Annotated in this window: 25 protein-coding genes; 14 read left to right on the forward strand and 11 right to left on the reverse strand. The window is 46.0% G+C overall.

The features are described from left to right. Positions 1-11: 11 nt before the first annotated feature. Positions 12-320 carry an EscU/YscU/HrcU family type III secretion system export apparatus switch protein gene (locus KO518_RS09660; protein ID WP_216025648.1) on the reverse strand — a complete coding sequence of 103 codons (309 nt, stop codon included), beginning with the start codon at positions 318-320 and terminating at the stop codon, positions 12-14. Then, positions 317-2431 carry a flagellar hook-length control protein FliK gene (locus tag KO518_RS09665; RefSeq protein ID WP_216025649.1) on the reverse strand — a complete coding sequence of 705 codons (2115 nt, stop codon included), beginning with the start codon at positions 2429-2431 and terminating at the stop codon, positions 317-319. Before KO518_RS09665 ends, KO518_RS09660 begins: the two co-directional genes overlap by 4 nt. Before the next feature lie 182 nt (positions 2432-2613). Here KO518_RS09665 and ccmA point away from each other — a divergent pair, with 182 nt between their 5' ends. From ccmA to KO518_RS09715, 10 genes are read left to right on the forward strand one after another with little or no spacing between them, the layout of a single operon-like run. Continuing rightward, the gene (gene ccmA, locus KO518_RS09670; RefSeq protein ID WP_216025650.1) at positions 2614-3228 is read left to right on the forward strand and encodes a cytochrome c biogenesis heme-transporting ATPase CcmA; all 615 of its coding nucleotides are present in this window, start codon (positions 2614-2616) and stop codon (positions 3226-3228) included. Beyond that, a complete protein-coding gene (gene ccmB / locus KO518_RS09675; protein ID WP_216025651.1) occupies positions 3225-3893 on the forward strand; it encodes a heme exporter protein CcmB in 669 nt (222 codons plus the stop codon). The genes ccmA and ccmB overlap by 4 nt, the downstream gene beginning before the upstream one ends. Beyond that, positions 3893-4651 (forward strand): heme ABC transporter permease, encoded by a 759-nt coding sequence (locus KO518_RS09680; protein WP_216025652.1) that lies wholly within the window; start codon positions 3893-3895, stop codon positions 4649-4651. Before ccmB ends, KO518_RS09680 begins: the two co-directional genes overlap by 1 nt. Further along, complete coding sequence (gene ccmD, locus KO518_RS09685; RefSeq protein WP_216025653.1) at positions 4641-4883, forward strand: heme exporter protein CcmD; 243 nt, start codon at positions 4641-4643, stop codon at positions 4881-4883. Before KO518_RS09680 ends, ccmD begins: the two co-directional genes overlap by 11 nt. Next, the gene (gene ccmE / locus KO518_RS09690) at positions 4880-5344 is read left to right on the forward strand and encodes a cytochrome c maturation protein CcmE (RefSeq protein WP_216025654.1); all 465 of its coding nucleotides are present in this window, start codon (positions 4880-4882) and stop codon (positions 5342-5344) included. The genes ccmD and ccmE overlap by 4 nt, the downstream gene beginning before the upstream one ends. A gap of 1 nt (position 5345) precedes the next feature. After that, positions 5346-7331 (forward strand): heme lyase CcmF/NrfE family subunit, encoded by a 1986-nt coding sequence (locus tag KO518_RS09695; RefSeq protein WP_216025655.1) that lies wholly within the window; start codon positions 5346-5348, stop codon positions 7329-7331. A gap of 8 nt (positions 7332-7339) precedes the next feature. Beyond that, on the forward strand, positions 7340-7930 hold the full coding sequence (locus KO518_RS09700; RefSeq protein WP_216025656.1) for a redoxin family protein: 591 nt from the start codon (positions 7340-7342) through the stop codon (positions 7928-7930). Between the two features lies 1 nt (position 7931). Then, complete coding sequence (locus KO518_RS09705) at positions 7932-8390, forward strand: cytochrome c-type biogenesis protein (protein WP_216025657.1); 459 nt, start codon at positions 7932-7934, stop codon at positions 8388-8390. Next, the gene (gene ccmI / locus KO518_RS09710; RefSeq protein WP_216025658.1) at positions 8387-9637 is read left to right on the forward strand and encodes a c-type cytochrome biogenesis protein CcmI; all 1251 of its coding nucleotides are present in this window, start codon (positions 8387-8389) and stop codon (positions 9635-9637) included. Before KO518_RS09705 ends, ccmI begins: the two co-directional genes overlap by 4 nt. 5 nt (positions 9638-9642) lie before the next feature. Further along, positions 9643-10458 (forward strand): VacJ family lipoprotein, encoded by an 816-nt coding sequence (locus KO518_RS09715; protein WP_371742342.1) that lies wholly within the window; start codon positions 9643-9645, stop codon positions 10456-10458. Between the two features lie 37 nt (positions 10459-10495). Here the strand turns inward: KO518_RS09715 and galE are convergent, their stop codons facing one another. The 8 genes from galE to KO518_RS09750 all read right to left on the reverse strand — a co-directional run bounded on the left by galE (position 10496) and on the right by KO518_RS09750 (position 18388). Continuing rightward, positions 10496-11515, reverse strand: coding sequence for a UDP-glucose 4-epimerase GalE (galE, locus tag KO518_RS09720; protein ID WP_216025660.1), 1020 nt, complete (start codon positions 11513-11515; stop codon positions 10496-10498). Then, entirely contained in the window at positions 11512-11814 is a 303-nt protein-coding gene (locus tag KO518_RS19935; RefSeq protein ID WP_252736088.1) for a DUF6170 family protein, read from the reverse strand. Before KO518_RS19935 ends, galE begins: the two co-directional genes overlap by 4 nt. A 113-nt stretch (positions 11815-11927) precedes the next feature. Next, positions 11928-13427, reverse strand: coding sequence for a peptide MFS transporter (locus tag KO518_RS09725; protein WP_216026860.1), 1500 nt, complete (start codon positions 13425-13427; stop codon positions 11928-11930). Between the two features lie 198 nt (positions 13428-13625). Beyond that, complete coding sequence (locus KO518_RS09730; protein WP_216025661.1) at positions 13626-14732, reverse strand: capsule biosynthesis protein; 1107 nt, start codon at positions 14730-14732, stop codon at positions 13626-13628. Positions 14733-14755: 23 nt separating this feature from the next. After that, the gene (locus KO518_RS09735; RefSeq protein WP_216025662.1) at positions 14756-15406 is read right to left on the reverse strand and encodes an ABC transporter ATP-binding protein; all 651 of its coding nucleotides are present in this window, start codon (positions 15404-15406) and stop codon (positions 14756-14758) included. Next, a complete protein-coding gene (locus tag KO518_RS09740) occupies positions 15403-16185 on the reverse strand; it encodes an ABC transporter permease (RefSeq protein WP_216025663.1) in 783 nt (260 codons plus the stop codon). Before KO518_RS09740 ends, KO518_RS09735 begins: the two co-directional genes overlap by 4 nt. Beyond that, positions 16185-18020: a polysaccharide biosynthesis/export family protein gene (locus KO518_RS09745; protein ID WP_216025664.1), complete on the reverse strand. Its 1836-nt coding sequence runs from the start codon at positions 18018-18020 to the stop codon at positions 16185-16187. Before KO518_RS09745 ends, KO518_RS09740 begins: the two co-directional genes overlap by 1 nt. A 17-nt stretch (positions 18021-18037) precedes the next feature. Then, positions 18038-18388 carry a hypothetical protein gene (locus KO518_RS09750; protein ID WP_216025665.1) on the reverse strand — a complete coding sequence of 117 codons (351 nt, stop codon included), beginning with the start codon at positions 18386-18388 and terminating at the stop codon, positions 18038-18040. Between the two features lie 529 nt (positions 18389-18917). Here KO518_RS09750 and wecA point away from each other — a divergent pair. From wecA to galU, 4 genes are all read left to right on the forward strand, one after another. Further along, complete coding sequence (gene wecA, locus KO518_RS09755) at positions 18918-19982, forward strand: UDP-N-acetylglucosamine--undecaprenyl-phosphate N-acetylglucosaminephosphotransferase (RefSeq protein ID WP_216025666.1); 1065 nt, start codon at positions 18918-18920, stop codon at positions 19980-19982. A gap of 95 nt (positions 19983-20077) precedes the next feature. After that, positions 20078-20968, forward strand: a complete 891-nt coding sequence (locus KO518_RS09760) for a glycosyltransferase (RefSeq protein ID WP_371742292.1) — start codon at positions 20078-20080, stop codon at positions 20966-20968. After that, on the forward strand, positions 20965-21825 hold the full coding sequence (locus KO518_RS09765) for a glycosyltransferase family 2 protein (protein WP_216025667.1): 861 nt from the start codon (positions 20965-20967) through the stop codon (positions 21823-21825). Before KO518_RS09760 ends, KO518_RS09765 begins: the two co-directional genes overlap by 4 nt. 447 nt (positions 21826-22272) lie before the next feature. Further along, positions 22273-23166, forward strand: a complete 894-nt coding sequence (galU, locus tag KO518_RS09770; protein ID WP_216025668.1) for a UTP--glucose-1-phosphate uridylyltransferase GalU — start codon at positions 22273-22275, stop codon at positions 23164-23166. 47 nt (positions 23167-23213) lie between these two features. Here the strand turns inward: galU and KO518_RS09775 are convergent, their stop codons facing one another. Next, a complete protein-coding gene (locus KO518_RS09775) occupies positions 23214-23537 on the reverse strand; it encodes a helix-hairpin-helix domain-containing protein (protein ID WP_252736089.1) in 324 nt (107 codons plus the stop codon). Positions 23538-23616 lie beyond the last annotated feature (79 nt).

Consider the following 23616-nt stretch of genomic DNA (forward strand, 5'->3'; position numbering starts at 1 on the left):
AGCGGGCTTTTTTATACTTTTTGAGGAAGGTGTCCGCTGTCTTCCCATCCCTGAGGTGTCTTCCCCTGTAACATGTAACTGTAAGCAATGAGCTCGGCAATAATGTAGTAAAGGGCTTCGGGGATCTCCTGACCCAAGTCAAGGGTGGCTAACATGTCGCTTAGATAGGGGTCTTCATGAATAAGAATACCCGCTTCCTGTGCCGAATGAATAATTGCTTCAGCCAAATCGCCATAGCCTTTTGAGACGATTTTTGGTGCCGTTTTTTTGTCGCTACTTCCGTACCGAAGACCGATCGCTTTGCGGGTTTTATCGCTCATACCAGGGCCTCAAAAAGTTGATAGGGTGCATCTTTGAGCAGACCTTTTAATTGCCCTCGTTGGCATGAATGACCATCTACCTCTATACCTAAATGGCTTAGGCGGCGTAGTAAATAAGGTAAAGTATCGTACACCTTGCACAACAGAGGGTCTGTGGATGCATAAACATCGAGTTTTAGTTTGTCTCCTTCTATACGACTCTTTGCAAGTAATTCCCCCAATTCCCCAACATCAAGTTTCATAGTGAGATGCCATATACGTCCTTTCTTCGCCGACTTTTTATTATCTGATGCCTCTTTTTCTTCCGCTCTAAATAATAATTCCGGCGCTTTGTTTTCATCTCGGGTGACGGGAAGTACGTAATAGAAACTGTCATTGCCCAACGTTCTGCTTTCTGCGCTTTGTATTTTTTGTTGTTGATGGTTAGCAAGTAGAGTTTTTACATGCTTTAGTAGTTGCGTTCTTTGGTCTAGTGCGGCCATATCACTGGCAATTTTAGACGGAGTGTGGCCTGGCGAAGCGTTTCCTATAGATTTTGCAATCACGGAATCGGGTTTATCAATAATGGCAGACAGACCGGACTGATTTCGCAGCGCACGCCCAGTTAATCCCAGCTGTAAAATTGATACCAGCGCACTTAGGAAATCGGAGCCTGCGGGAGGGGTTAAAATACTTGACGGGGTAGTAACCAAAGGCTGCGCCGTTAGCAGTTGTTTTATTGCACTTGCCGAAGGCTCGGGAGGCGATTCGGATGCGTAACGATATGTTGTTGACGACGACGTGGCCCGGGGTTGCAGTGGAGCCATTTTCGCGTCAGTGGAAAAGGTAAGCGAGATCTTCTCTAACCACTGTTTGGATATATCAGCAGTCTGCGGGGCATGACTCGTATGTGTTCGCAAAATTTGCACTAACTTCCCCAGAGCTTCATTCGTGGACCCAGTTTCTGCTAACAATTGCCTGGAAAGCTGACGGATTTTTTCCTGTATTTTAGGAGTGTGGCTTTCGTCTAGCTGACTTACTGGCAGAATTTTTCCCTCCTGAACTTGTTTCGCGGTTGACGTTGATGGCGTTGAACTTCGAGTTACCTGAAGGGTTTGCTCGCCGTTTTCCGATGAGAACGATGATTGGGGGGCTGCATTATTTGGACTAGCCACAGGGGAAGGAGTCTGCAAAGGAGACTGTCTGGCTTGTGGCACTCGATTAAGCGTCGAGAGGAAATGCTCTGGTAATAAAAACGTTGTTGAGTCAGCTGTCCTGGCTGGTAGCTGAACCGCGGGGAACTGAAGTACTGGGTTACTTTGTACACCCTGCAGGGTGAATTGTGCATGTTTTAACGTTAACGTGGCGCTGATTATTGCCGGTTGACGTGGTGCTGGTGACAGCAGAACATCAGCGGTGGATTTCGATGGCACCCCTTCTATTTTTATACCTTCTGTTCCCAAGCCTTTGACTAACGCTAATTTGATAAGAGGAGAGTTGGCTGTCACGGTCGTCTGGCTGGTATTTGATGACGGAATACGGCTAACTGATACTGGCCATTGTTGTTGATCCCGTTGTATGTCTGGTGCTTGAATGTGAATACGCACTTTTTCCCCAGTAGAAAAAAGTGTCGTATTGCGCGGCATTGGTAATGTAACAGACGGAGAGCCTGGAAGTTGTAGTGATATATTGAGTTTTTGGGGACTTGAACTTTCAATCATACCGTGAAGGTTCAGCCCTTTTGACAAATTCGTACTTTGCAAACTGCCCAGGGTAATGGCATCAGCAAGTGTCCTTATTAGTCGTTGGACATTGGCCTGATTCATTGTTGTAGTTTGATTTAAAGACAAAAAGTCAAACAACGTGGCTGTGGAGCCAGTTTTAGCAATAGCGAATACGGTCGATTCGGAAAGTAAAACTGGCACAGGGGTTTGTAGCGATAGCGGCTGCGACTCGACTGATTGTGACGGCAGCAAGATACGCACCGTATTACCTTCCTGACTCACCGACACACGGTTTTGCAGTAATGAGGTTAGCAACGGCGACACGGCTTTTTGTTGCACGGTGGCCTCTGTTGAGCTCGTATTAGTGCTGGTCAGCAATGCTGCAATCTGTGTATTCATATCAATCATATCGGCAGTCTCGAAGAAAACTCAACGGCGCAGTGACAAACAGCGTGTTGTTTAACATGTTCGGTTTGAACTAAATCATAAAAAAGTTTAATAGCATGATGGGTTTGATGAGATTCCCATTGCCTATGGTAGAATGCCTCGAGTAACTTTTTACAAAGTGTTAATAATCATAAGGGTAGTCGGTGCTGGAAGCCAGTCATCTGAGTTGTATAAAAAAAGATCGCATTCTGTTTGACGGGCTGTCTTTGCAACTGCGTGAAGGTGAGCTGATGTATTTGCGTGGTCCCAATGGGGCCGGTAAGACCAGTTTACTGCGGATCTTATCAGGGTTGAGCCAACCTAGTCATGGTTGTGTCAATTGGCGCGGTAAGCCATTGGATTTGCAGTGGTATCGCGAAATGGTTTATGTTGGCCACAAACCTGGGATGAGCGATACGTTAACCGCCATTGAAAACTTGCGTTTTTGGTGTTGCCAACACGCCGTAGCAGTAAGAGATGCGCATATTTTGGATGTATTGTCAGTACTGGGGCTGGTTGGGGTAGAAGATATTCCTTGTCGTTTATTGTCTGCGGGACAACAGCGCAGGGTGGCGCTGGCCAAGTTGTGGCTTAAACCAGCCACGGTTTGGTTGCTCGATGAACCCTTTACTGCGCTGGATGTTGACGGTGTATCGCAACTGGAAGCGGTGATGTGCCAGCATGTAAAGGCGGGAGGCGCAATATTAACCACATCTCATCAACCCTTGTCGACGTCTGCCGGACCGTTGACTTTTTTCGATTTGGAGTATCGAATTTGAATTGTGTAACGCGGGGCGTATTCCAGCGGGAGTTAGCCTTGGCTTTCAGACAAAAAGCGGAACTGATGCAACCCTTGATGTTTCTGCTAATGGTGGTGACCTTGTTTCCCCTTGGTGTAGGGCCGGGACCTGATACGCTTCAGCGAATCGGACCGGGAGTGATATGGATTGCGGCCATTCTTTCTTCGCTAATGGGGATGGAGCGCCTGTTTCGGGACGATTTTCAAGATGGTTCCCTTGAACAACTGCAATTGTCCGGAATACCACTTTATATGATTGCTTTAGTTAAGGTGTTCAGTCACTGGCTGGTTACGTTTTTTCCCTTGCTGTTTCTGTCGCCCTTACTCGCTTTGTTTTTGAATCTGACCCTTGATATGTATCTGGCGTTGATCGCCACTCTTGTACTTGGCACCCCGTTACTGTCTTTGGTCGGCGCGATTGCCGTAGGCCTTACTATAGGCCTTCAAAGAGGCAGTGTGTTGCTAGCATTGTTGCTAATACCGGTATTTATTCCGTTGTTGATATTCGCGACCTCGGCCGTAGACGCTGCAGCCTTGCAGTTACCCTACCGCAGTCAAATAGCTATTATTGGCGCAATGCTGTTGTTAGCGCTGGCGGCGGCACCGTCAGCTATTGCTTATTCGTTAAAAGTGAGTCAAAGCTAATGTGGAAGTGGATGCATCCTTACGCGAAACCGGAGCGGGCATACACCCTGTGTGAAACATTGTTGCCTTGGTGTTGGATTGTGGCTCTGGTGTGCATGGTTGTCGGCTCTGTTTGGGGGCTGGCATTTGCGCCGCAAGATTACCAACAAGGTGATTCATTCAGGATTATATATATTCATGTACCCAGTGCCATGCTGTCCATGAGTACATATGTGGCGATGGCTATCGCAGCGCTCGTGGGAATGGTATGGCAATGGCGTACGGCATACATGGCCATGATTGCCATGGCGCCAGTTGGCGCAGTAATGACCCTGATTGCTTTATTTACGGGGGCGGCTTGGGGCAAGCCTATGTGGGGAACATGGTGGGTTTGGGACGCCAGGTTAACGTCTGAATTAATACTGCTATTTTTGTATCTGGGAGTGATTGCGTTGTACGGCGCGTTCGAAGACAAACTTCAGGCCGGCAAAGCGGCGGGTGTGATGTCACTGGTAGGTGTGGTGAATGTGCCCATCATTCATTATTCGGTGGAGTGGTGGAATACTCTGCATCAGGGCTCAACAATTACCAAGTTCGACAAACCGTCGATGGCAGTTGAAATGCTGTGGCCATTATTGATTAACATCATTGGGTTTGCCTGTTTTATCGCGGCAGTTACCCTCATGCGGATGAAAAACGAAATCGTTCGCAGGGAAATTCACCGTCCTTGGGTTCAGGGACTAGTGGGCAAAGAAGAGGGGTCAAGCCATGCAGTTTGATTCAATGGGTGATTTTTGGGCAATGGGAGGTTACGGCTTTTACGTCTGGATTTCCTTTGGTTTCACGGTGGTGTGTTTACTGGCCATTGTTGCACAAACATTGGTGGCAGAGCGGGCGCTAATGAAGCAGATCACCACAGAGAAACAACGCAAGGCGCGTATTAAAAATGCAGAATGCCAGCGTAAACCCCGAGTTTCTATTCCTTCCGTTTCAGACAAGGCAGAAAAATGAATCCACGTAGAAAACAGCGACTGCTGGCCGTCGGTTTGGTTGGTGTTTTACTTACCGGCGCAGTGGGGCTAATGCTATTTGCATTAACAGACAGCATTGATCTTTTTTATACGCCTTCGCAGATTGTCGAAGGCCGAGATGGAAGGAAACCAGAAATTGGTCAACGTCTTCGCATTGGAGGCATGGTAGTGCCAGGCAGTGTGGTCAGAGATCAGCAAACGCTGGCCGTGAGCTTTGACCTAGTTGATACCGGACCCTCAGTAACGGTGCGCTACACCGGTATATTGCCAGATTTATTTCGCGAAGGGCAGGGTATTGTTGCTACCGGCACACTTGTGGAAAGTAATGTTATCAGTGCTCAGGAAGTTCTGGCTAAGCACGATGAGGAATATATGCCCCCAGAATTGGCAGAACAAATGAAAGGTATTAAACACGTAAAGCCTAAGCAGCCGGGAGTATAATATGGTACCAGAGTTGGGTAATGTTTCTCTGACACTCGCGTTACTTTGCGCTATTTTGCTGGCTGTTTACCCCATGTGGGGCGCGCATATCAATCATCGCCTCCTCATGGGAACGGCCAAGCCACTGGCTAGTGGTATGTTCTTGTTCACACTCATCGCATTCATCGCACTGACCTACGCGTTTTTGACTGACGATTTCAGTGTGGTTTATGTGGCGCAGCATTCAAACAGCAAGCTACCCGATTATTACAAAGTGACCGCTGTGTGGGGGGGCCACGAAGGGTCGTTTTTACTTTGGGTACTGATGCTGTCGGTATGGACAGCTTCCGTGGCTTTGTTTAGTAAAGGGATCCCTGATGAAATGGTAGCAAGAGTGTTATCTGTTTTAGGGGTAATCGCCATCGGATTTTACTTGTTCATGTTGTTGACCTCTAACCCTTTCGACACCATGCTACCGTTTTTCCCGGTAGATGGCAGAGATCTCAACCCGTTGTTACAAGATTTTGGCATGATTATTCATCCCCCCATGCTGTACATGGGGTACGTAGGGTTTTCTGTGGCTTTTGCTTTTGCGGTTTCGGCGTTAATTTCGGGACAACTTGATTCAACGTGGGCGCGGTGGTCTCGTCCATGGGTTATCGCAGCTTGGGCGTTCCTTACATTAGGTATAGCATTGGGAAGTTGGTGGGCCTACTATGAATTGGGCTGGGGAGGTTGGTGGTTTTGGGATCCGGTCGAAAACGCCTCTTTCATGCCCTGGTTAGTGGGTACAGCGCTCATTCACTCGCTGGCGGTTACGGAGAAGCGGAAAGTGTTTAAGTCGTGGACAGTGCTATTGGCAATTGCTGCGTTTTCGTTAAGTCTCCTCGGGACCTTCCTGGTGCGTTCCGGCGTAATCGTGTCGGTACATTCTTTTGCCAGTGACCCGTCCAGGGGGTTGTTCATTCTTGGTATTTTGGTGGTACTCTCCGGGGCGGCATTGTTGTTATATGCATTTCGCGCATCCGAATTGAGATCGCCAGGACGTTACAGCACGTTTTCAAGGGAAGTGCTGTTGATCGGCAATAATGTCTTCTTATGTGCTGCCACTATTGTGGTTTTGTTGGGCACACTGTTACCTTTAGTACACAAAGAACTAGGCCTCGGTTCTATTTCCATCGGTGCGCCATTTTTCAATCAGATGTTCACACTCTTAATTGTGCCCTTTGTTTTTTTGTTGGGCATTGGTCCGCTGACGCGCTGGAAACAACAATCGGCAGCGGCAATGAGCAGACAATTCTGGCTGGCTCTGGGTCTGAGTATTTCGGCTGGCGTGCTGATTAATTTTAGCTACGACGAACCTGCCTATATGGCCGCACTCGGCCTGATACTTGCAGCGTGGGTTCTGATAACCACCCTGCAGGAAGTGATGCAGCGAATAGAAGCGCTGTCCGATGCCAGTGTTTTAACAAAGCTGTCCCGGCTTACACCCAGCCACTGGGGAATGGTACTAGGTCATCTTGGCTTTGCTGTTACCCTTATCGGTATTACGTTGGTGTCCAATTATGAATTGGAGCGAGATATTCGTATGGCTCCCGGTGAGCGTGTTGACCTGGGTGGGTATACTTTTCATTTCACGGGGGTGAAACCTTTTGAAGGGCCAAATTATAACGCCGATGTTGGTGTGTTCGATGTGTACGAGCACGGTGAAAAAATCGTCCACCTTGAACCTGAAAAGCGCATGTATACCGTGCAGCGAATGCCAATGACGGAAGCGGGTATACATTCCACCGTTTTTCGGGATCTATTTATTGCACTGGGAGAGCCTTTAGATGGCGGGGCATGGGCAGTGCGAGTGTATATCAAACCCTTTGTCATCTGGATTTGGGGCGGCGCGGCAATTATGGCTTTGGGCGGGCTGTGCTCGTTGTCCGATAAGCGTTACAGAATGGTCAAATTTAACAGCGTGAAGAAAATGGTTAATCCCCTTGTTAAAGCAGAAAGTTAAGGGTGTATATGAAAAAGACATGGTTGTTTCTTATTCCGGTATCGGTTTTTTTAGTATTGGTCATTTTTCTCTATCTGGGGTTGTTCTCTAATCCCAGGCAAATGGATTCTCAAGCAGACGGGAAGCCTTTGCCAGCGTTTTCGCTACCCGACTTAATGGCACCAAACACAACATATACGCCAGATGATCTCAAAGGAGAAGTGACAATACTAAATGTGTGGGGCGTGTGGTGTGTTACCTGCGCTGTTGAGATGCCTTATTTGACAACTTTGCGTCAGGAGCAAGGGGTGCGGTTTGTTGGCTTGTACTTTGATCAGGATTTAGACCCGGACTTTGGTACCAAAACGCTAACCCGAGTGCAACAGGAAGTCACGGATATGCTGAGTAGATATGGCAATCCCTATCAATACAATATTTTTGATGTTTACCGGGATACATCGTTAGATTTGGGCGTAACCGGGGCACCGGAACACTTTCTTATTGACCATCGGGGCGTAGTTCGTATGCATCATATTGGAGATATTAATCAACGGGTTTGGGAGAGTAAAATCGGGCCTCGTTATCGCGCACTTCTCAAAGAGAAAGAGGAAGGGTCGTGAGATGACAATACAGAAAATACGGGGCGTACTCTTGGTGGGGCTGTGTTTTTTTATATTGCCGGTATTTTGCGTCGAAGATAACTTTTCCTTTGATGAGCCTGCTCAGCGCGCGATGTTTCTGGAGCTCACTGCGTCGTTGCGATGTCCGATGTGCCAAAATCAGAATATCGCAGACTCTGATGCCATGATTGCTCACGATATGCGCAGAAAGGTGTACGCCTTGCTAAAAGAGGGAAAAAGTGAGCAAGAAGTGATTGACTACATGAAAGCGCGTTATGGAGACTTTGTGTATTACCGGCCTCCTCTGAACGCCGCAACGCTGTGGTTGTGGGCTCTACCTGTTCTATTTATTGGTTTTGTTGCCGTGTATCTTTTCAGGAAACCCAGGAAAATAGAGGTAGAAAATCGCGAAGAAAAACTAAAAGAAGCAGAAGCACTGCTCAAGCAGGATGATTTATGAGCTGGGAAGGGTTTGTTATAAGTGTATCAGGGTTACTCACCCTGGTTATTTTTTTAGTGGCTTTACCTTGGTTGCGAAGGCGTTCAGTTCGGGCCAGAGACGTACTGACTAATACGCAAATTATCAGGCAAAGACTTGATGAAATAGCGCGAGAGGCTAAGGAAGGGATAATTAGCGACAGTGACCAGAAAGCGGCCAGCGAAGAACTCAAGCTCGCGTTGCTGGACGAGGTACAGAAGCGTCAACACAACACCGCTCAAAAAGCGTATTTACCTCTTATCGCTGGGGGCGGACTGGCTGTCATCGCGGCGGTAACTGTGTATGCCAAGGTAAATCATATTGAACAGGTTAAAGGGGCTGAACAGGCAATCGAATCATTACCTGCCTTGAGTGAAAAACTCTCTTCCGGAGAGGCCGCTGCATTTACAAACAAAGATATCACTGATCTCACCTATGCTATTCGAGCGCGTTTGCGCAGTAACCCTGACGATGCCACAGGATGGATGTTTTTGGCCCGTCTTTGGCTGTCTGTGGGGCAGGACGAGCAAGCTATACAGGCAATAGAGAAAGCCCTAGCACTGAACCCTGACGATACCACAATAAGAATTACTTACGCGCAAACGCTCATGGTAACAAATGAGGTTGCTCAAATGACAAAGGCCCAGTCTGTATTGCAAGGCTTATTGGCCATCAATCCGAACAACGACAATCTTGCGTTAATGATGGCTGTGGTATCAGCAAGGTTGGGGGATTTGGCAAATACAACGCGGTATTTCGAGCAGGTTAAAGATAAGTTATCACCAGAAAATGATACCCGAATAGGACTGGAGCAACGAATAAATGCCCTTGCTCAGCAAAAAAAAGCGGTATCTGAAGCAGAACACGCGATTGTCTCCACAGGCTTTGAGATAACGGTCAGTATCGACGATGCTGTTAGTGATAAACTTCCGGGCGACGGGTATCTCATTGTTTACGCGCAAGATGGCAACAGCCAGAACAGAATGCCAGCCGCCGTGGTAAAAATTCCGTTACAAAAATTTCCTGTTACTTTAACTCTGACGAACGATAATGCCATGATGCCTGAGTTCACGTTGTCCACACTTACTCAAGCTAAGTTGACGGCGCGCGTTTCGTCTGACGAAAACGTCATGCCTGCTGCGGGCGATCTCCAAGGCGTGATTTCGGTACCGGTTGACCCGGGCGAAGTTCGTCAATATTCAATTACCATAAATAAGGAAGTGCTTTGAACATATTGTCCAAAACATTGACAACCAGCCTCATACTGGTAACCGCGCTGTTAACGGGCTGTGCCTCACAGTCGGCGAGCGAACAATCTAGTGGAGGCCCTTCTCAGGGCGACCCTTATCAGGGCGATCCGAAAGATCCGTTCGAATCTGTTAACCGTGTTGTTTGGGATTTCAACTGGGAAGTATTGGATCAATATGCCCTGCGCCCTATTACCATTGGTTATGTTTCGGTTATGCCACAGTTTGCCCGAACTGGTTTGGTAAACGCTGCGAATAATCTGGAAGAGCCAGGTAATATGTTCAATAACTTTTTTCAGGGAAAGATTGACGAAGGCCTCGACAGCTTGGCCAGATTTGTCATTAATTCTACGGTAGGCTTGTTAGGGACGATAGACGTTGCCGGGAAAATTGGTATCGAGCAGCAGCGGGAAAACTTTGGTGAAGTACTGGGGTCTTGGGGCGTTGAAACCGGACCATACCTCATGGTCCCAGGGCTTGGACCGAATGATCCACGCTCTCTTGGGAGTCGATTTGTTGATAACGTTTATTATCCTATGGCGATATTGGATGGCACCACCAATGTGATTAGATTTACAGTGAACATTCTCGAGGGACGGGCAGCGCTCATCGATCAGGAACCACAGTTGGAACAAGCCATAGACGATTATGCTTTTGTTAAGAATGCGTATTTCCAGAATCTGGAATATCGTGTAACCGATGGCAAAAGTGGTGACAGTGTTATCGAAGAGGAAGAGCTCGATGATTTCTCAGAGTTCGAATCCATGCTAGATGAAATAGACACTTCTGACGAACCGAAATAAAAAGGGCCGACAAGGCCCTTTGCACGTGTTCAGCTGCTTAGCCGTTATACCCCATGGGGTTGTTGGATTGCCAATGCCAAACGTCTTTGCACATATCTTCTAAGGTTTTTACTGCATTCCAGTTTAGTTCCTTTGCTGCCAGGGTTGGGTCGGCGTAACAGGCAGCAACATCACCACTTCTTCTCGGGGCAATTTTATAATTAATCGTTTGCCCTGAAGCGTCCTCAAAGGCTTTTATCATTTCAAGTACTGAGTAGCCTTGACCAGTGCCGAGATTGTAAACATCAAGTCCCATATTTAGCGCTAGTCTGTCCAGGGCTTTTAAATGTCCGTTGGCCAGATCGACAACATGAATATAGTCGCGGACGCCAGTGCCATCCGGTGTGTCGTAGTCGTCGCCGAATACGCTAAGTTGCGCCAACTTTCCAGTGGCAACCTGAGAAATATAAGGCATCAGGTTGTTGGGGATGCCATTGGGATCCTCACCAATTTGACCGGAGTGATGTGCGCCAACCGGATTGAAATAACGCAACAACACGATATTCCAACTATCATCTGACTTGTGAAGATCGGTTAGCATATGTTCAACCATGAGCTTTGACATACCATAGGGGTTGGTAGGCTGACCGGTTGCCATTTTTTCGTGGAGCGGCAATGAAACAGGATCGCCGTACACGGTAGCCGATGAACTGAATACTAAATTCTTTACTCCGTGCTGGCGCATCGCTTTACACAACGTAAGTGTACCGTAAACGTTGTTTTCATAGTATTCCAGAGGTTTTTCCACTGATTCACCTACCGCTTTTAGTCCGGCAAAGTGGATGACTGCGTCGATAGAGTGTTTGCTAAATACACTGTCTAGCACGGTAGTATCCCTGATGTCACCTTGAACAAAAGTAACGGATTTCCCAGTAATATTCTCTACACGTCTCAATGATTCTGCACTGGCGTTTACTAAGTTATCCAGTACTACTACTGAGAAGTTCTGTTCAAGAAGTTGCAAAACAGTATGGCTGCCAATGTATCCGGCGCCGCCAGTTACCAAAACGGTTTTCATTGTCTCTCCTTCGATAAGACCTGAGGTACGTATTTCGCACACAATGTGTATTGAATGGGTTTTACAATAAGCGGGTAGAACAACACAATTACTAAAACCCAAAGCAAAGCATGCCAATGCGTAAACGTTCTTATTACCAACGCAAAGACCGGTACTATAACAAGTAATTTTAATACATTGAGCAGTGTTTTTTCCGGCACAGTCAGCTTAGATGTCGCGAGCTCAAGAATCCGAACACGCTCACCTAATGGAAGCTTTTCAAGCCCAGGTATGTTTCTTGTGGATAAGTAAAATGCCATAACTGCCTTATATACAAAAAAACCGGCGTAAAGGTTAAACGTTTACACCGGCTATGGTAGTGCAATTCGGCGCAGTTTGGTAGCTGCGCCGAAGGAAATTTGAAATACAACAGTTATTGAATGGCTTTTTCATCTTCCTGGGGTAATTTTTCCCAATTTCGGGTGATAAGAGAAAACGCCAGCACCAGCGCGCCGATGACTCCTGCAAAGATGGCAATACTGCTAAATAGCGAAGACACGTCGCCAGATTCGTCGGTACCAAAAGCCCCGGCCATTACGCCAGCTATAACACTACCTATGGAGTAAGTTAATACGAACAAGCCCATAAGCTGACCTGAGAATCGACGAGGAGAAAGTTTACTTACTGCACTAAGTGCAACAGGGCTCAGGCACAACTCACCTACGGTGTGTAGGAAATACGTAGCGACAAGCCAGTAGGGCGCTACTTGTTGGCCAATGGCAGCGTACATTGCAGCGAAAAACATAACGATGAAACCACTGCCCATAATAAGAACGCCAAGGCCGCATTTAATACCGTAAGAAGGATCAAGCATACGCTTACCAAGCTGGATCCACAGCACCGCAAAAAACGGCGACAAGGCAATAATGAAAATGGAATTCAAGCTTTGGAACCACGCGAAGGGAATTTCAAAACTGCCCCACATTCTATCGGTATTTTCATTGGCAAAAACATTCAACGAGGAACCCGCTTGTTCAAACCCAGCGAAGAAGCAGGCCGACGCTACACAAATCAGGAACAATGACAGCATGCGCTTCTTTTCATTATCGGTTAGGTTGCCGAAGAAAAAGATAAAGCCAAAATAGAGCAAGAAAATAACCGTAAACAAGTAAGCGACGTATTCAGCGACTTGAGCGACATCAATCACGAGGTAACCCATGGTCATGGCGTAGGTCACCGCAGCCAGTGTAACTAGGAAAACAGTAATACCAGTCCAGCTTTTCTTTACGCCGGATGGTGTCATTTCAACGGTGGGTTTGGCTGAGTGTGCAGGCAATTTATGTTGAGTAATGCGGTACTGTATCAAGCCAATTCCCATTCCGATAGCCGCAGCACCAAAAGCCCAGTGATAGCCTTGATTGACGGCAAGCCAGCCACAAACAAAGTTCCCGATGATTGAACCAATGTTAATACCCATATAATAAAGCGTATATCCACTGTCTCGACGGGCATCGTGCTCAGTGTATAGTTGCCCCACCATGGCGCTGATGTTTGGTTTTAGCAATCCGGTGCCAAGTACAACCAGAATAAGGCCGATGAAAAAAGTTGATGTGGTAGGAATGGCCAATACAATGTGGCCACTCATAATAATAATACCGCCATACCAAACGGCGTTTTGTCCGCCAAACAGGCGGTCGGCTAACCAGCCTCCGGACAGCCCCATAAAATATACGGCGCCAGTGTACAAGCCATAAATGGCATAAGCGGTTTCTTTGTCAAAGCCAAGACCTTGTTGTTGAATGGTCAGGGTCATGAAAATGACCAGAAGCGCGCGCATACCGTAGTAGCTCATGCGTTCCCACATTTCTGTGAAAAACAGTGTCTGCAAGCCCCCTGGATGGCCAAAGAAACTGGTATCGTTAGATGTTTTTATTGTCACAATAGAGTTCCGTCTTTTAATGATTGTTATGATATTTCACGTGAGCAATCAGGTGTATCTGCCCCATTACCCCGTAGTGTTCTGGCTACTGTTATACCGAAGGAAAGTGCGATACACAAGGGAGTGGCAACAGATAGCGATGAATACAATCGAGCAGTAAACCGGGGTAGGGAATGCTGCTCGTTTTTTGTACTACAACTCTTTTATAGTGGCAATTATGATGCGCACAGAGCCGTAAATAATAAGTAGGATAACGCCGAACAACACGAGGTTGTAGATGATTTCAGGATAAGCGTTGTCATCGGGGTGCGTTGGCGTTTCGATGGTGACCAGATGTTGTAATTTTTGATATGCCTCGACTCTGGCATTTTCCAACGACACTAAGGACGACGAAAATGCCTGAATAGCCAACTGCATTTGTATTTGCAGGTTGCTATACTGAGCCATCTGTTCCGTAACAGAGAGAACGTCACCGGTTTTTTTATTACTGAATGTTTCTTTTTGAAAGTCGACTTGTTCTTGCAATGCACCAATTTGTCTTTTGAGGTTTTGAACTTCAGGAGCAGTGGGTGACATCATAGTCTGCAGTGTATTGAGTTCCGCCCGTTTTTGGGCAAGAGTTGCTTGCAGGGAAAAAGCGATTTGTTGAGACGCGGCACCCTCTGCTGTGGGGTCGAGTACGTTATAAGTAGATTGAAACGCGAGTAACGCGTTTTTGGCTTCCTTGAGTTTTTCTTCTACAACCTGATGCTCACCTTTTGCAAAATCCATTTTTGCTTTTGCCAGATTGTTGTTGATTTCATTGAGGAAACGTTCAGCTTCAACAACAATGGCATGATTAACAGTTTGAGCAAAATCGGCGGTGAAGGCTTTGACTTTGAGCGTAATAACACTGGAGATAGAATCTACCTCCACGGTAACGTGGTCGAGGTAATACTGGTAAAATTCAACCTGGGTGTGATCGTCCGGTAAGCGACTAAACACGTCCCCATGGTCTCCTGAAAAATGTGTTGATAAGCCAACCGTATTTTCAAGATGTCGCATCATGTTTTGTGACTGTATATAGCTTTCTATGATTTGACTGTCATTGGCGGACACACTGCTGGCAATCGTGCCTACTAGAAGGTTGGTGGGATCAAAAGAACTGCCGCCGTCTGTAGATTTAATTATTAATTTACTAACACTTTCATACTGAGGTGATGCTATTACCACCAGATAAAAAGCGTAAAGTAGCCACGGCGCCACAATAAAGACGATTTTGTTCTTTCTAAGTTTGGTAAACACGTTAGATATATTCATAATTTGATATTGTCACTGCTGCGTTACTCTGCCATGTAGGCATCGATGCCTTCTTCTAAGTTTTCAAAGTAGTTCAACTTGCCATTTTCGATAATAACGGCAGAAGTACAAAACTCCCGGATTTGGTCGAGTTCATGACTGACCATGATCATGCCGGCGGTTTTACTTTTTTCTTTAAGTGCTTCTCTGGCTTTACGGCGAAAAGTCGGATCCCCCACTGAAGTGGCTTCGTCAATTAAATAAATATCGAAGTTGATGTTGATGCAACAAGCAAAAACCAGTTTTGCACGCATACCCGCTGAGTAGGTTCTCACAGGTAAATCAAAGCGTTTGCCAACTTCTGCAAACTGTTGCACGTTGGCTTCATAAGTTTTGAGTGAGGATACCTGATTAATTCGTCCGATGAACCGCGTATTTTCTCGTCCGGTCATTTGCGGATGGATCCCTGTTTGAAGTGCCACTGGCCAGGACATCGATTTGTTCGTAATTATTCGTCCTCTATCGGGGTATTCGCTCTTTGCCAGCATTCTAAATAAAGTTGATTTACCCGCGCCATTCTTACCGAGGATTGCCACACTTTTTTCTGTAGGGAAGTCGAAGTTAAGATCCTTAAAGATATACTGTGGCCCAAGTTTGCTCGGGTAACTCTTTGTTAAGTTCTCAATTCTAATCATCTGGCCAGCACCTTTTTCCAGGAAATGTGATAAATAGCAAGAGAAAAGAAAAATGTGATGGCAGTCACTTCCAGAACAAAATTAATTGATACGCCTTTATTTCCATATGAGGGGTAACAGGCATAGCGGGCCAGTTCAATAAAATGAACTAAAGGGTTCCAGGTAAACCAGTGCCAATACTCTGGAGGTATATCCTGTAGGCTAAAAAATATGCAGGAAATAAAAAACAGCGGTCTGGTAAGCAACCCCTTAATTTTACCCGTTTCGGGAACAAAAGTGTTTAGTACGCCGAAAATTAAACTCACGGAAATAGCGAATATCCAAAGGGTTAGATAAAGGAAGAGGAGTAATAGAGGATCGGCGAGTTGAAAATCCATTTGTAGCAGATAGATCGCAATAAAAATCAGTACCGTCACGCCAAGTTTTATGCAAAATTCCATAAAACCTGCAGTAATGAGGGCGGCAATTGGCTGTACCTGCCTGAAAGCGTAGAGGGGTTTATTTTGCTTTATAGCGTTTGGTACGCTGCCTAAGCACGTAAGAAAAGACTGTATCCCCATTAATCCAATCATCATAAACAAAAATACAGGAATGGAGTGAACATCGCTGTCTGTAATCAGACTCCTTCCAAATGCGAGGAAAAACACGAACACGAAAGGTTCTGCAAACGCCCACCCAAGACCGAGTTTATCATTGAATTTACTTTGTAACTCACGCAGGAAAAGAGCGAAAATTACTCTTCGCCATGCGTGTAGTTGAGTTTTGACAGCGCGTTCCATTAATCTATTGCTACGTTAGCAGCCACAGCAATCTGATAGATTATTTGGGTAATATCTTTAATTGCCTGCAACGATTTAACATCGATAGACGGTAGTACCACTACGTGATCGCCTGGGTGTAGGTCGAGCTTGCCTTCTCCGTCGGCCCAAAAACTTCTGTGAATACTGTCAAATTCAACGATACCGTTTTTGCGGATAATGAGAATGCGGTTGTCATCGGCGCGTTGGGTAAAGCCGCCAGCCCAGGCTACGTAATCTGCCGTAGTTGCTTCGTCATTGTACACAATGGCTTGCGGCATCATTACTTCACCACCAACGTGGATAAGGTCTGAAACCTCAGGAATAACAATGGTATCGTTAGGTTCGAGAAGCACGTTAGCAATCTCTCCTTTTTCGGCAACAATCACTTTGCCCTGAGGTTCAATCTGGCGGGCTCGCTGAATAAAATCAGACACAAGCTGAGCCTCCTGAACCCGAATTGACCCCTCACCAGTCGAACTAATAGGAGCCGTGTAAATACTGCGTTCAAGGCGTTGAAGGGATTGCTCGATCAATTCCCGTTGCTTTTCGGCAACACTTTCTCTCAATAAAAATACGTTGTCTGGGTCTGACAGTGTTTCATCTATTTGCACGTAGTCCATGACGTCTTTGAGACGTGTGCCCTTGTCCACCATAATCTGCGAAGGACCGTTATGTTGACCGGCAATGTTAATTTGATAGACCATAGGGGGATGATCGTTAACGAAGCTAACCTGATCGCCGGCTTTTAATGTCATATCATTAAAAAAAGGCAGTGCCAGGTATTCTGCGAATTGTTCGCCTTGCCTTAGGCCTGCTACAGAAACGTGACTGATAAACTCTTGTGGTCGTGCATATTCAAGAAGGGTTTCACCTCTTAATTCGTCATCTTTAAATTCGAAAGTATAGCTATTGCTGGCGCCTTCTGTCACAGTAACGCGGTTGCCAACAGGGTGCACTACGATGGTATCGCCATCCTGAAATGATAAGGCAGGTAAGGTTCCATGGCGAATAAAGTCGTAAAGGTCTACGGTAGTGACGGCTTGGTGATTTCGTTTGATTTCTATTTTTCTAAAACTACCGCGTTTAAAATCGATACCTCCAGCCCGTTTCAGATAATACAGCACGCTGTCGCTTGCCAGGCCTGCATACTGACCTGGTCGAATAACTGGCCCGGTAATATAAACCGATACAGGTGTGGCGGTCAGTAGATTGACATAGATATTAACGTCGTTGGTATAAACCTGTTTAATTCTGTTCGCTACCAATTGGTTTACTGAGCCTGCGGGTGTGTTAGCCACTCTAATAGGGCCAATGTTTGGAATGAACACATTGCCCTGATTGTCAACGGTAACGACATCTGAATAACTAATGGCTCCCCACATCCAAATGGATATTTTATCGCCAGGTGCGATGAGGTAATTATCATTTAACCCAGCACTGCGCTCCGATTCAAACCCGCCGATAAACAGATTGGCTGCAAAAGGCGGATTAGATAGCGCTTCATCCATAGGAAACACATCTTCAATAGTGGGTTCACCCGGCAAGGTTATTCCTGATCGCGGTTCACTAATATACTGGCCTACAGAAGCTTGCCCTGTGTTTCTTGCTCCAGGTAGTGTACGGGAGGTTTGCACATTCATGGGCGATACGGAGGGACTGGAAATACTCCCCATTATTGCGCCACCAGTATTTTGTTGTTGTGATTGCTCTCTGAGCTGTTGTAAGTCAGATAATGACTGGGCATTGGCCGCAAAGAAAGTGACAGTTAAACTAAAGCTCAGGGCTAATGTTGTTGTCAAACGGTTACAAAACATAAATTTTATCATCTTGTTCAGGATTCGTTACGGTTGAGAAGGGGGGCAAGTAGTTGCCATTGACCATTCCGTTGGCACATTGCACGAGCCACTCGATGTTTTCCCGTCGTCAATAACTGTTTACAGTTTAACCCTGTTGCTGATCGATAACTCTGTCCCACCTGAAAAGTAGTGTCTGCAATTTGCACCATACTACCGGCAGACAAATCGCCCTGTGGTACAGGAACAACTGATGAATTTACCAGTTCAATGTTATTTCCGGATACGAGGGGGATGTTGGCAACCACGGGTGAAGGCGCGGATGAACACCCCGATAAAGAAACAACGCTTGTTATTAGCGCGGCTCCTAAGCCACTGATAAAACGCATATCTCATCAATTCCTTTTTTTTACTTGAGCGTAGCATACCACAGATATATTTTTATGCAGCGCTGCCCCTTGATGCGCAGTGTAAACGATTGTTTCGCAAACGACCAGTTGACCAACGACGCAAGATTAGCCTTTTGGTATTATTCTTGCTTTGTTTTGGCACGTGAACTTGTATAAAAAATTATTTGTAAAAACGCTAGCCTAAAAAATAATAGTAACCCAGTGCGAAGAATCAAAAAACAAGATTTATTAGGGCAACAATGCATTAGGCTAGCGCTATTGTGAATCAAATAGCATGAATGCGAGAAGAGAAAACCTTGGTGAAATCACTTTCCGTTCTCACTATATTATTTAATCAGATGGTAGTTATTTTTTTTCCAGTCGATTATTATAACCTTGTTCAGCAAGGTGGGTTTATCGCTTTGTATAATGGAATCCGTTGTAACATGGAATACCGCAATTTTCACCTTAGTACACTGCGCCTCTTTGGTTGGCATCTATCTCCGTCAGGTAGGGATTATTAGTCTGTATGTTTGATTATCTTCAAATTGTCCCGTTATTCACGGCGTTTTTTGTCGCTCTGATTTTGCTGGTGGTGATGACCCCCCTGGCACATCAGTTTGGACTTGTGGATCATCCTTCATGCAGAAAACGTCATGCTGGCATGGTGCCTTTGACTGGTGGGGTGGCAATTTTTATGGCTGTGCTGGTGGCCAGTGTGGCTACCGATGTCTGGATGAAAAACAACCCGCTTTTTTTCACGGCGTCTGCATTTATTGTACTGCTTGGCATGTTAGATGACCGATTCCAACTGAGTGCAAAAGGGCGCCTGATGTGCCAGTTTGGCGTTGCTGCTATTATGGCATGGAGTGCGCAAAACTATATTACTTCCCTGGGTAATATATTCGGATTTGGTGATACGCACCTCGGCCTGGCCGGGTACTTTTTTACTATAGTGTGCGTAGTCGGTGTCATCAATGCGTTCAATATGATTGATGGTATCGATGGCCTTGCTGGCGGCATGAGTCTCATCGTTTTGTTGACTGTAGTTGGTATTCTGCTGGCGACAGGCAATGGTTCAGCCATTATGGAACCGCTCATTATAGTTGTGGCAATTGTTCCGTTTCTCGCCTTTAATCTCAGTTGGAAAGGGTTTAAAGGAAATAAAATCTTCATGGGTGATGCTGGCAGCATGTTTGTCGGCCTCACTATCGTATGGCTACTGGTTGATCACACCCAGGGGCAACAGGCGGCATTCAGACCTATTACTGCGGTATGGCTAATTGGTTTACCATTAATGGACATGGCCGCCATTATGTACAGACGGGCAAAGAAAGGGCAGTCGGTTCTTCGTCCGGACAGAAAGCACCTACACAATATTTTTATGCGGGCAGGATTGTCGAGCCGCCAGGCACTTATTGCCATTTTGTTTCTCGGCATGTGTTACTGTGCCGTAGGCATTCTCGGAGAGGTCTATCAGGTACCAGAATATATTATGTTCTGGGGGTTCATTGCTTTATTAATGGTATACAGCTACGTAATCCAAAATATTTGGAAGATGATCAGAAGAGTCAACCGCCATTTGCGATCATAGCAGACGTCGTTCAAACACGAAATCGTGCAGACGTTTCGCAATATTTTTGCTATGTTTGCGCCCTGTAAAAAAGAAGAAGCGTTCCGGCGGTCGCATTGTCCAAAGCAAAAACCACATTAATTCATGAAGGCCGCATTTCGGCAACGACAAATGCACTGGTTGCCATGTCGGTGTATCACAATGATGTTCCGCAATGGCTAGTGCAAGCTGTTAATAGTATATCCAGGCAAACTTATGGTCACTTTGTATTTCTGATCGTCATAGATGGAGAGGTGTCTAAGCATATTTCGGATATACTTTTTGAGCTCGCAAACAGAGATGAGCGCGTTTTTCTTGCCAGAAACACTTACAATGCCGGCCTGGCAGCTAGTATGAATTTTGCAATTGAGTGGGGCTTAGACAAGAAGTTTCAGTATTTTTTTCGTATGGATGCCGACGATATTTCCGTAAACGAGAGACTCGAAAAACAAATAGAATATCTCTCAACCCATCATAGGGTTAGTGTACTGGGCACGGCGTTAACGGAAATCAATGAGACTGGTGATAAGGTGGGCGCCAGAGTGATGCCCGCATTCCATAAACAGATCCTTAAAGTGCTGCCACGTCGGTGTAGTTTAAATCATCCTACCGTGGCTTTTCGCTATGAGATTTTCATGAAAGGGTTTCGGTATGATGACTCTTTGATGAACACCCAAGACTATTTTCTTTGGATTAAGCTGGCTAAAGAAGGGGTGGTATTTGGGAATTTAAAAGACAGGTTATTAGATTTCCGACGGGTAAACGATTTTTATAAGCGCCGGGGCTTGAGTAAATCGTTGAATGAGTTTCGGGCCCGACTCTACGCAATGCGCGCGTTAAAGAAAATGACTTTGTGGAATTTGTTATACGCATGTGGAGTCCTGGTGATGCGGTTAATGCCCGCAAAATTAGTTAAGCTGGCTTACAAATTAGACCGCAAAATTCTTGAACGGAGTGACAGACAGTGAAGTCGGGTGTGGTAATTATTCTGTATCATCCGGATATTCCCCATTTAACCGCTGTTCTTGACGTGCTTAAAGAGAGGGCTTTGCCCGTCGTTCTGGTCGATAACTCTGCGGATAAGCTCGACTTACCGCTTTCTGCTCAGTTTGAATACCTCCATTATCCCCAGAATATAGGTATTGCCGCAGCCCAAAATTACGGCATACGCAGTTTAAAAGATAAGGGCTGTGAGGCCGTTTATATTTTTGATCAAGACAGTGAAATATCACTGGCCCTTCTAGCCGACCTGGCAAAGGGATTGGTGCGTGCTAACCGTGTATTTGGCAGAGTCGCCGCTGTTGGCCCGCAGGTTTTCTGTCACTTTGAAAGCACGGCAGTAACGCCCCGCATTCAAAAGGCATTTTCTGTGAACCATAATATGGCTGATGTGCCGCAGATTATTGCCTCTGGAATGTTGCTTAGTACCCGCTGCTTTGACGATATCGGGGGTAAAGATGAATCCCTGTTTATAGACGGTGTCGATCACGAGTGGTGTTGGCGAGCCAGGAAGCGGGGTTATCACGTTATTAAGTTACTCGATGTTCTGATGCCGCATAAACAAGGTGAGGGACGAAAGCGCGTCGTAGGCATTGTTTTTAAAGTCGGTGCTCCCATAAGGCTTTACTACCAAGCGAGAAACGTATTACTTCTTAGTCGCCGTTCATATGTGCCCTTTTACTGGAAAATGCGAAATCTGCTTGCATTACCAGTGCGATGGTTGGTTAATCGCTTTTATTTCTGCAATGGTAAAATGCGGTCGACGTATTTCCTCAAGGGATTGCTCCACGGTATACAGGGCAAATGCGGAAAGTTGACAGATTGAGCTTAGCATCAACCCCAGTCGTACAAGCAAGGCTGGTGTCGCTGTCACAAAAGCTTCATTGAGTTGAGGATACAATTCGTTCCAGTTTTAAAACTCATTCCGGCAATGAACGCCGCGCTGCACTAAAGTGGGGGGCCATGCCGGTGCAGCTTTGCACTATTTTTGTGCGCAGTGAAGATGTTACAATGCCTTGTCTGTTTTTACAGACCATTGTTTATGAATTTTTCACTCCAAACGTCAGTCAAGGCGATAGCGTGGGAAACGAGAACATTGGTGTAAGTGACGGAAGACATTGAGGGGTTTTATTTTTTCTAAGGTAAACAATCAGTTTTTCCATAGTATTAGCAACATGCGACAGGATTTTTGTTTTTTCTCACATGACGGAATAGGGATTGCATTACTCTGTCATCGGTTGTGGACTATCAGTAAAAAAGGACACTTGTAATTATGAGTCAAGTAAAGAAAGCCGTCATTCCCGTAGCTGGGCTAGGCACTAGAATGTTACCTGCTACTAAGGCAATTCCAAAGGAAATGCTGCCACTGGTAGACAAGCCTCTCATCCAATACGTGGTCAATGAGTGTGTTGCGGCGGGTGTAAAGGAAATTATACTGGTTACTCATGCCAGTAAAAACAGCATTGAGAACCACTTTGATACTTCTTTTGAGCTGGAGGCAACACTGGAAAAACGCGTTAAACGCCAGCTGCTGGAAGAAGTGCAGTCTATTTGTCCGAAAGACGTTACCATCATGCACGTTCGACAAGGCCATGCAGCGGGATTAGGCCATGCAATTTTGTGTGCTCAGCCGCTTGTGGGTGATGCGCCATTTGCCGTGGTGCTTCCTGATGTCATTATTGACGATGTGGCGAGCAATCCTAAAAAAGACAATCTGGCAGACATGGTGGCCAAATTTAACACCAGTCGCGTGAGTCAGGTTATGGTTGAGCAGGTACCTCAGGAAGACATTACTAAATTCGGTATTGCCGATCTCGAAGGCGTGGACATCAAACCCGGTGAGTCTGCGAAAATTCATCGAATGGTAGAAAAGCCTGAATTGGAAGAAGCGCCGTCTGACTTGGCAATCGTTGGGCGCTACGTGCTGTCAGAAAAAATTTGGGATTTGCTGGAAGTTACCCCTCCAGGGGCAGGTGGTGAAGTTCAGTTAACCGACGCCATTGATTCATTGATGAAGATTGAGCAGGTTGATGCATACTACATGAAAGGCAAAAGCCATGATTGTGGCAGCAAGCTCGGCTACATGAAAGCCAATGTGGAGTATGCGCTAAGACACCCGGCATTAGGCGATGAGTTTAAGGCTTACATAGCCTCTTTGAATGGTTAACCTATACCCATTAGAACTGAAAAAGCCCGCTATCCAGCGGGCTTTTTTTAGTGTTTAACCACTTTTACTTTGTCGCGTATTTTGGCCAGCATCTTTTGACCAATACCTTTTACTTCAGTCAATTGTTCAACGTCATGAAAGTAACCTTTTTCATCGCGATAAGCCACGATAGCTCGGGCCTTACTCTCGCCAATTCCCGGTAAAGTCATTAACTGTGCCACCGTCATGGTATTAAGATCCATGGCGGATTCCGCGGCAATACCCGCAACTTCAAGGGGATCTTTCTCAATGGCGTCTGCAGCAAATGCCTGTGTTTGAGTCATTGCAAGCAGGGCGGTGAGGGTGCTAATTAATATCGCTTTTTTGTTCATATCAAGTCGTCCTTAATTTAAATTTCCTTTGTACGAATCGTACAATGACAGACTAGAACAAATGACGATAAATGAAGAG

The sequence above is a fragment of the Aestuariibacter sp. A3R04 genome, from assembly GCF_018860805.1.
Lineage (GTDB): Bacteria > Pseudomonadota > Gammaproteobacteria > Enterobacterales > Alteromonadaceae > Alteromonas.

Bases quoted from the DNA above. Each gene is read 5' to 3' on its own strand.
- KO518_RS09745 (WP_216025664.1), bottom strand. From the start codon at position 18,020: ATGTTTTGTAACCGTTTGACAACAACATTAGCCCTGAGCTTTAGTTTA.
- KO518_RS09700 (WP_216025656.1), top strand. From the start codon at position 7,340: ATGAAAAAGACATGGTTGTTTCTTATTCCGGTATCGGTTTTTTTAGTA.
- KO518_RS09740 (WP_216025663.1), bottom strand. From the start codon at position 16,185: ATGGAACGCGCTGTCAAAACTCAACTACACGCATGGCGAAGAGTAATT.
- ccmD (WP_216025653.1), top strand. From the start codon at position 4,641: ATGCAGTTTGATTCAATGGGTGATTTTTGGGCAATGGGAGGTTACGGC.
- KO518_RS09680 (WP_216025652.1), top strand. From the start codon at position 3,893: ATGTGGAAGTGGATGCATCCTTACGCGAAACCGGAGCGGGCATACACC.
- galE (WP_216025660.1), bottom strand. From the start codon at position 11,515: ATGAAAACCGTTTTGGTAACTGGCGGCGCCGGATACATTGGCAGCCAT.
- wecA (WP_216025666.1), top strand. From the start codon at position 18,918: ATGTTTGATTATCTTCAAATTGTCCCGTTATTCACGGCGTTTTTTGTC.
- KO518_RS09705 (WP_216025657.1), top strand. From the start codon at position 7,932: ATGACAATACAGAAAATACGGGGCGTACTCTTGGTGGGGCTGTGTTTT.
- KO518_RS09735 (WP_216025662.1), bottom strand. From the start codon at position 15,406: ATGATTAGAATTGAGAACTTAACAAAGAGTTACCCGAGCAAACTTGGG.
- ccmE (WP_216025654.1), top strand. From the start codon at position 4,880: ATGAATCCACGTAGAAAACAGCGACTGCTGGCCGTCGGTTTGGTTGGT.
- KO518_RS09665 (WP_216025649.1), bottom strand. From the start codon at position 2,431: ATGATTGATATGAATACACAGATTGCAGCATTGCTGACCAGCACTAAT.
- KO518_RS09750 (WP_216025665.1), bottom strand. From the start codon at position 18,388: ATGCGTTTTATCAGTGGCTTAGGAGCCGCGCTAATAACAAGCGTTGTT.
- KO518_RS19935 (WP_252736088.1), bottom strand. From the start codon at position 11,814: ATGGCATTTTACTTATCCACAAGAAACATACCTGGGCTTGAAAAGCTT.
- KO518_RS09695 (WP_216025655.1), top strand. From the start codon at position 5,346: ATGGTACCAGAGTTGGGTAATGTTTCTCTGACACTCGCGTTACTTTGC.
- KO518_RS09775 (WP_252736089.1), bottom strand. From the start codon at position 23,537: ATGAACAAAAAAGCGATATTAATTAGCACCCTCACCGCCCTGCTTGCA.
- galU (WP_216025668.1), top strand. From the start codon at position 22,273: ATGAGTCAAGTAAAGAAAGCCGTCATTCCCGTAGCTGGGCTAGGCACT.
- KO518_RS09660 (WP_216025648.1), bottom strand. From the start codon at position 320: ATGAGCGATAAAACCCGCAAAGCGATCGGTCTTCGGTACGGAAGTAGC.
- ccmI (WP_216025658.1), top strand. From the start codon at position 8,387: ATGAGCTGGGAAGGGTTTGTTATAAGTGTATCAGGGTTACTCACCCTG.
- KO518_RS09730 (WP_216025661.1), bottom strand. From the start codon at position 14,732: ATGAATATATCTAACGTGTTTACCAAACTTAGAAAGAACAAAATCGTC.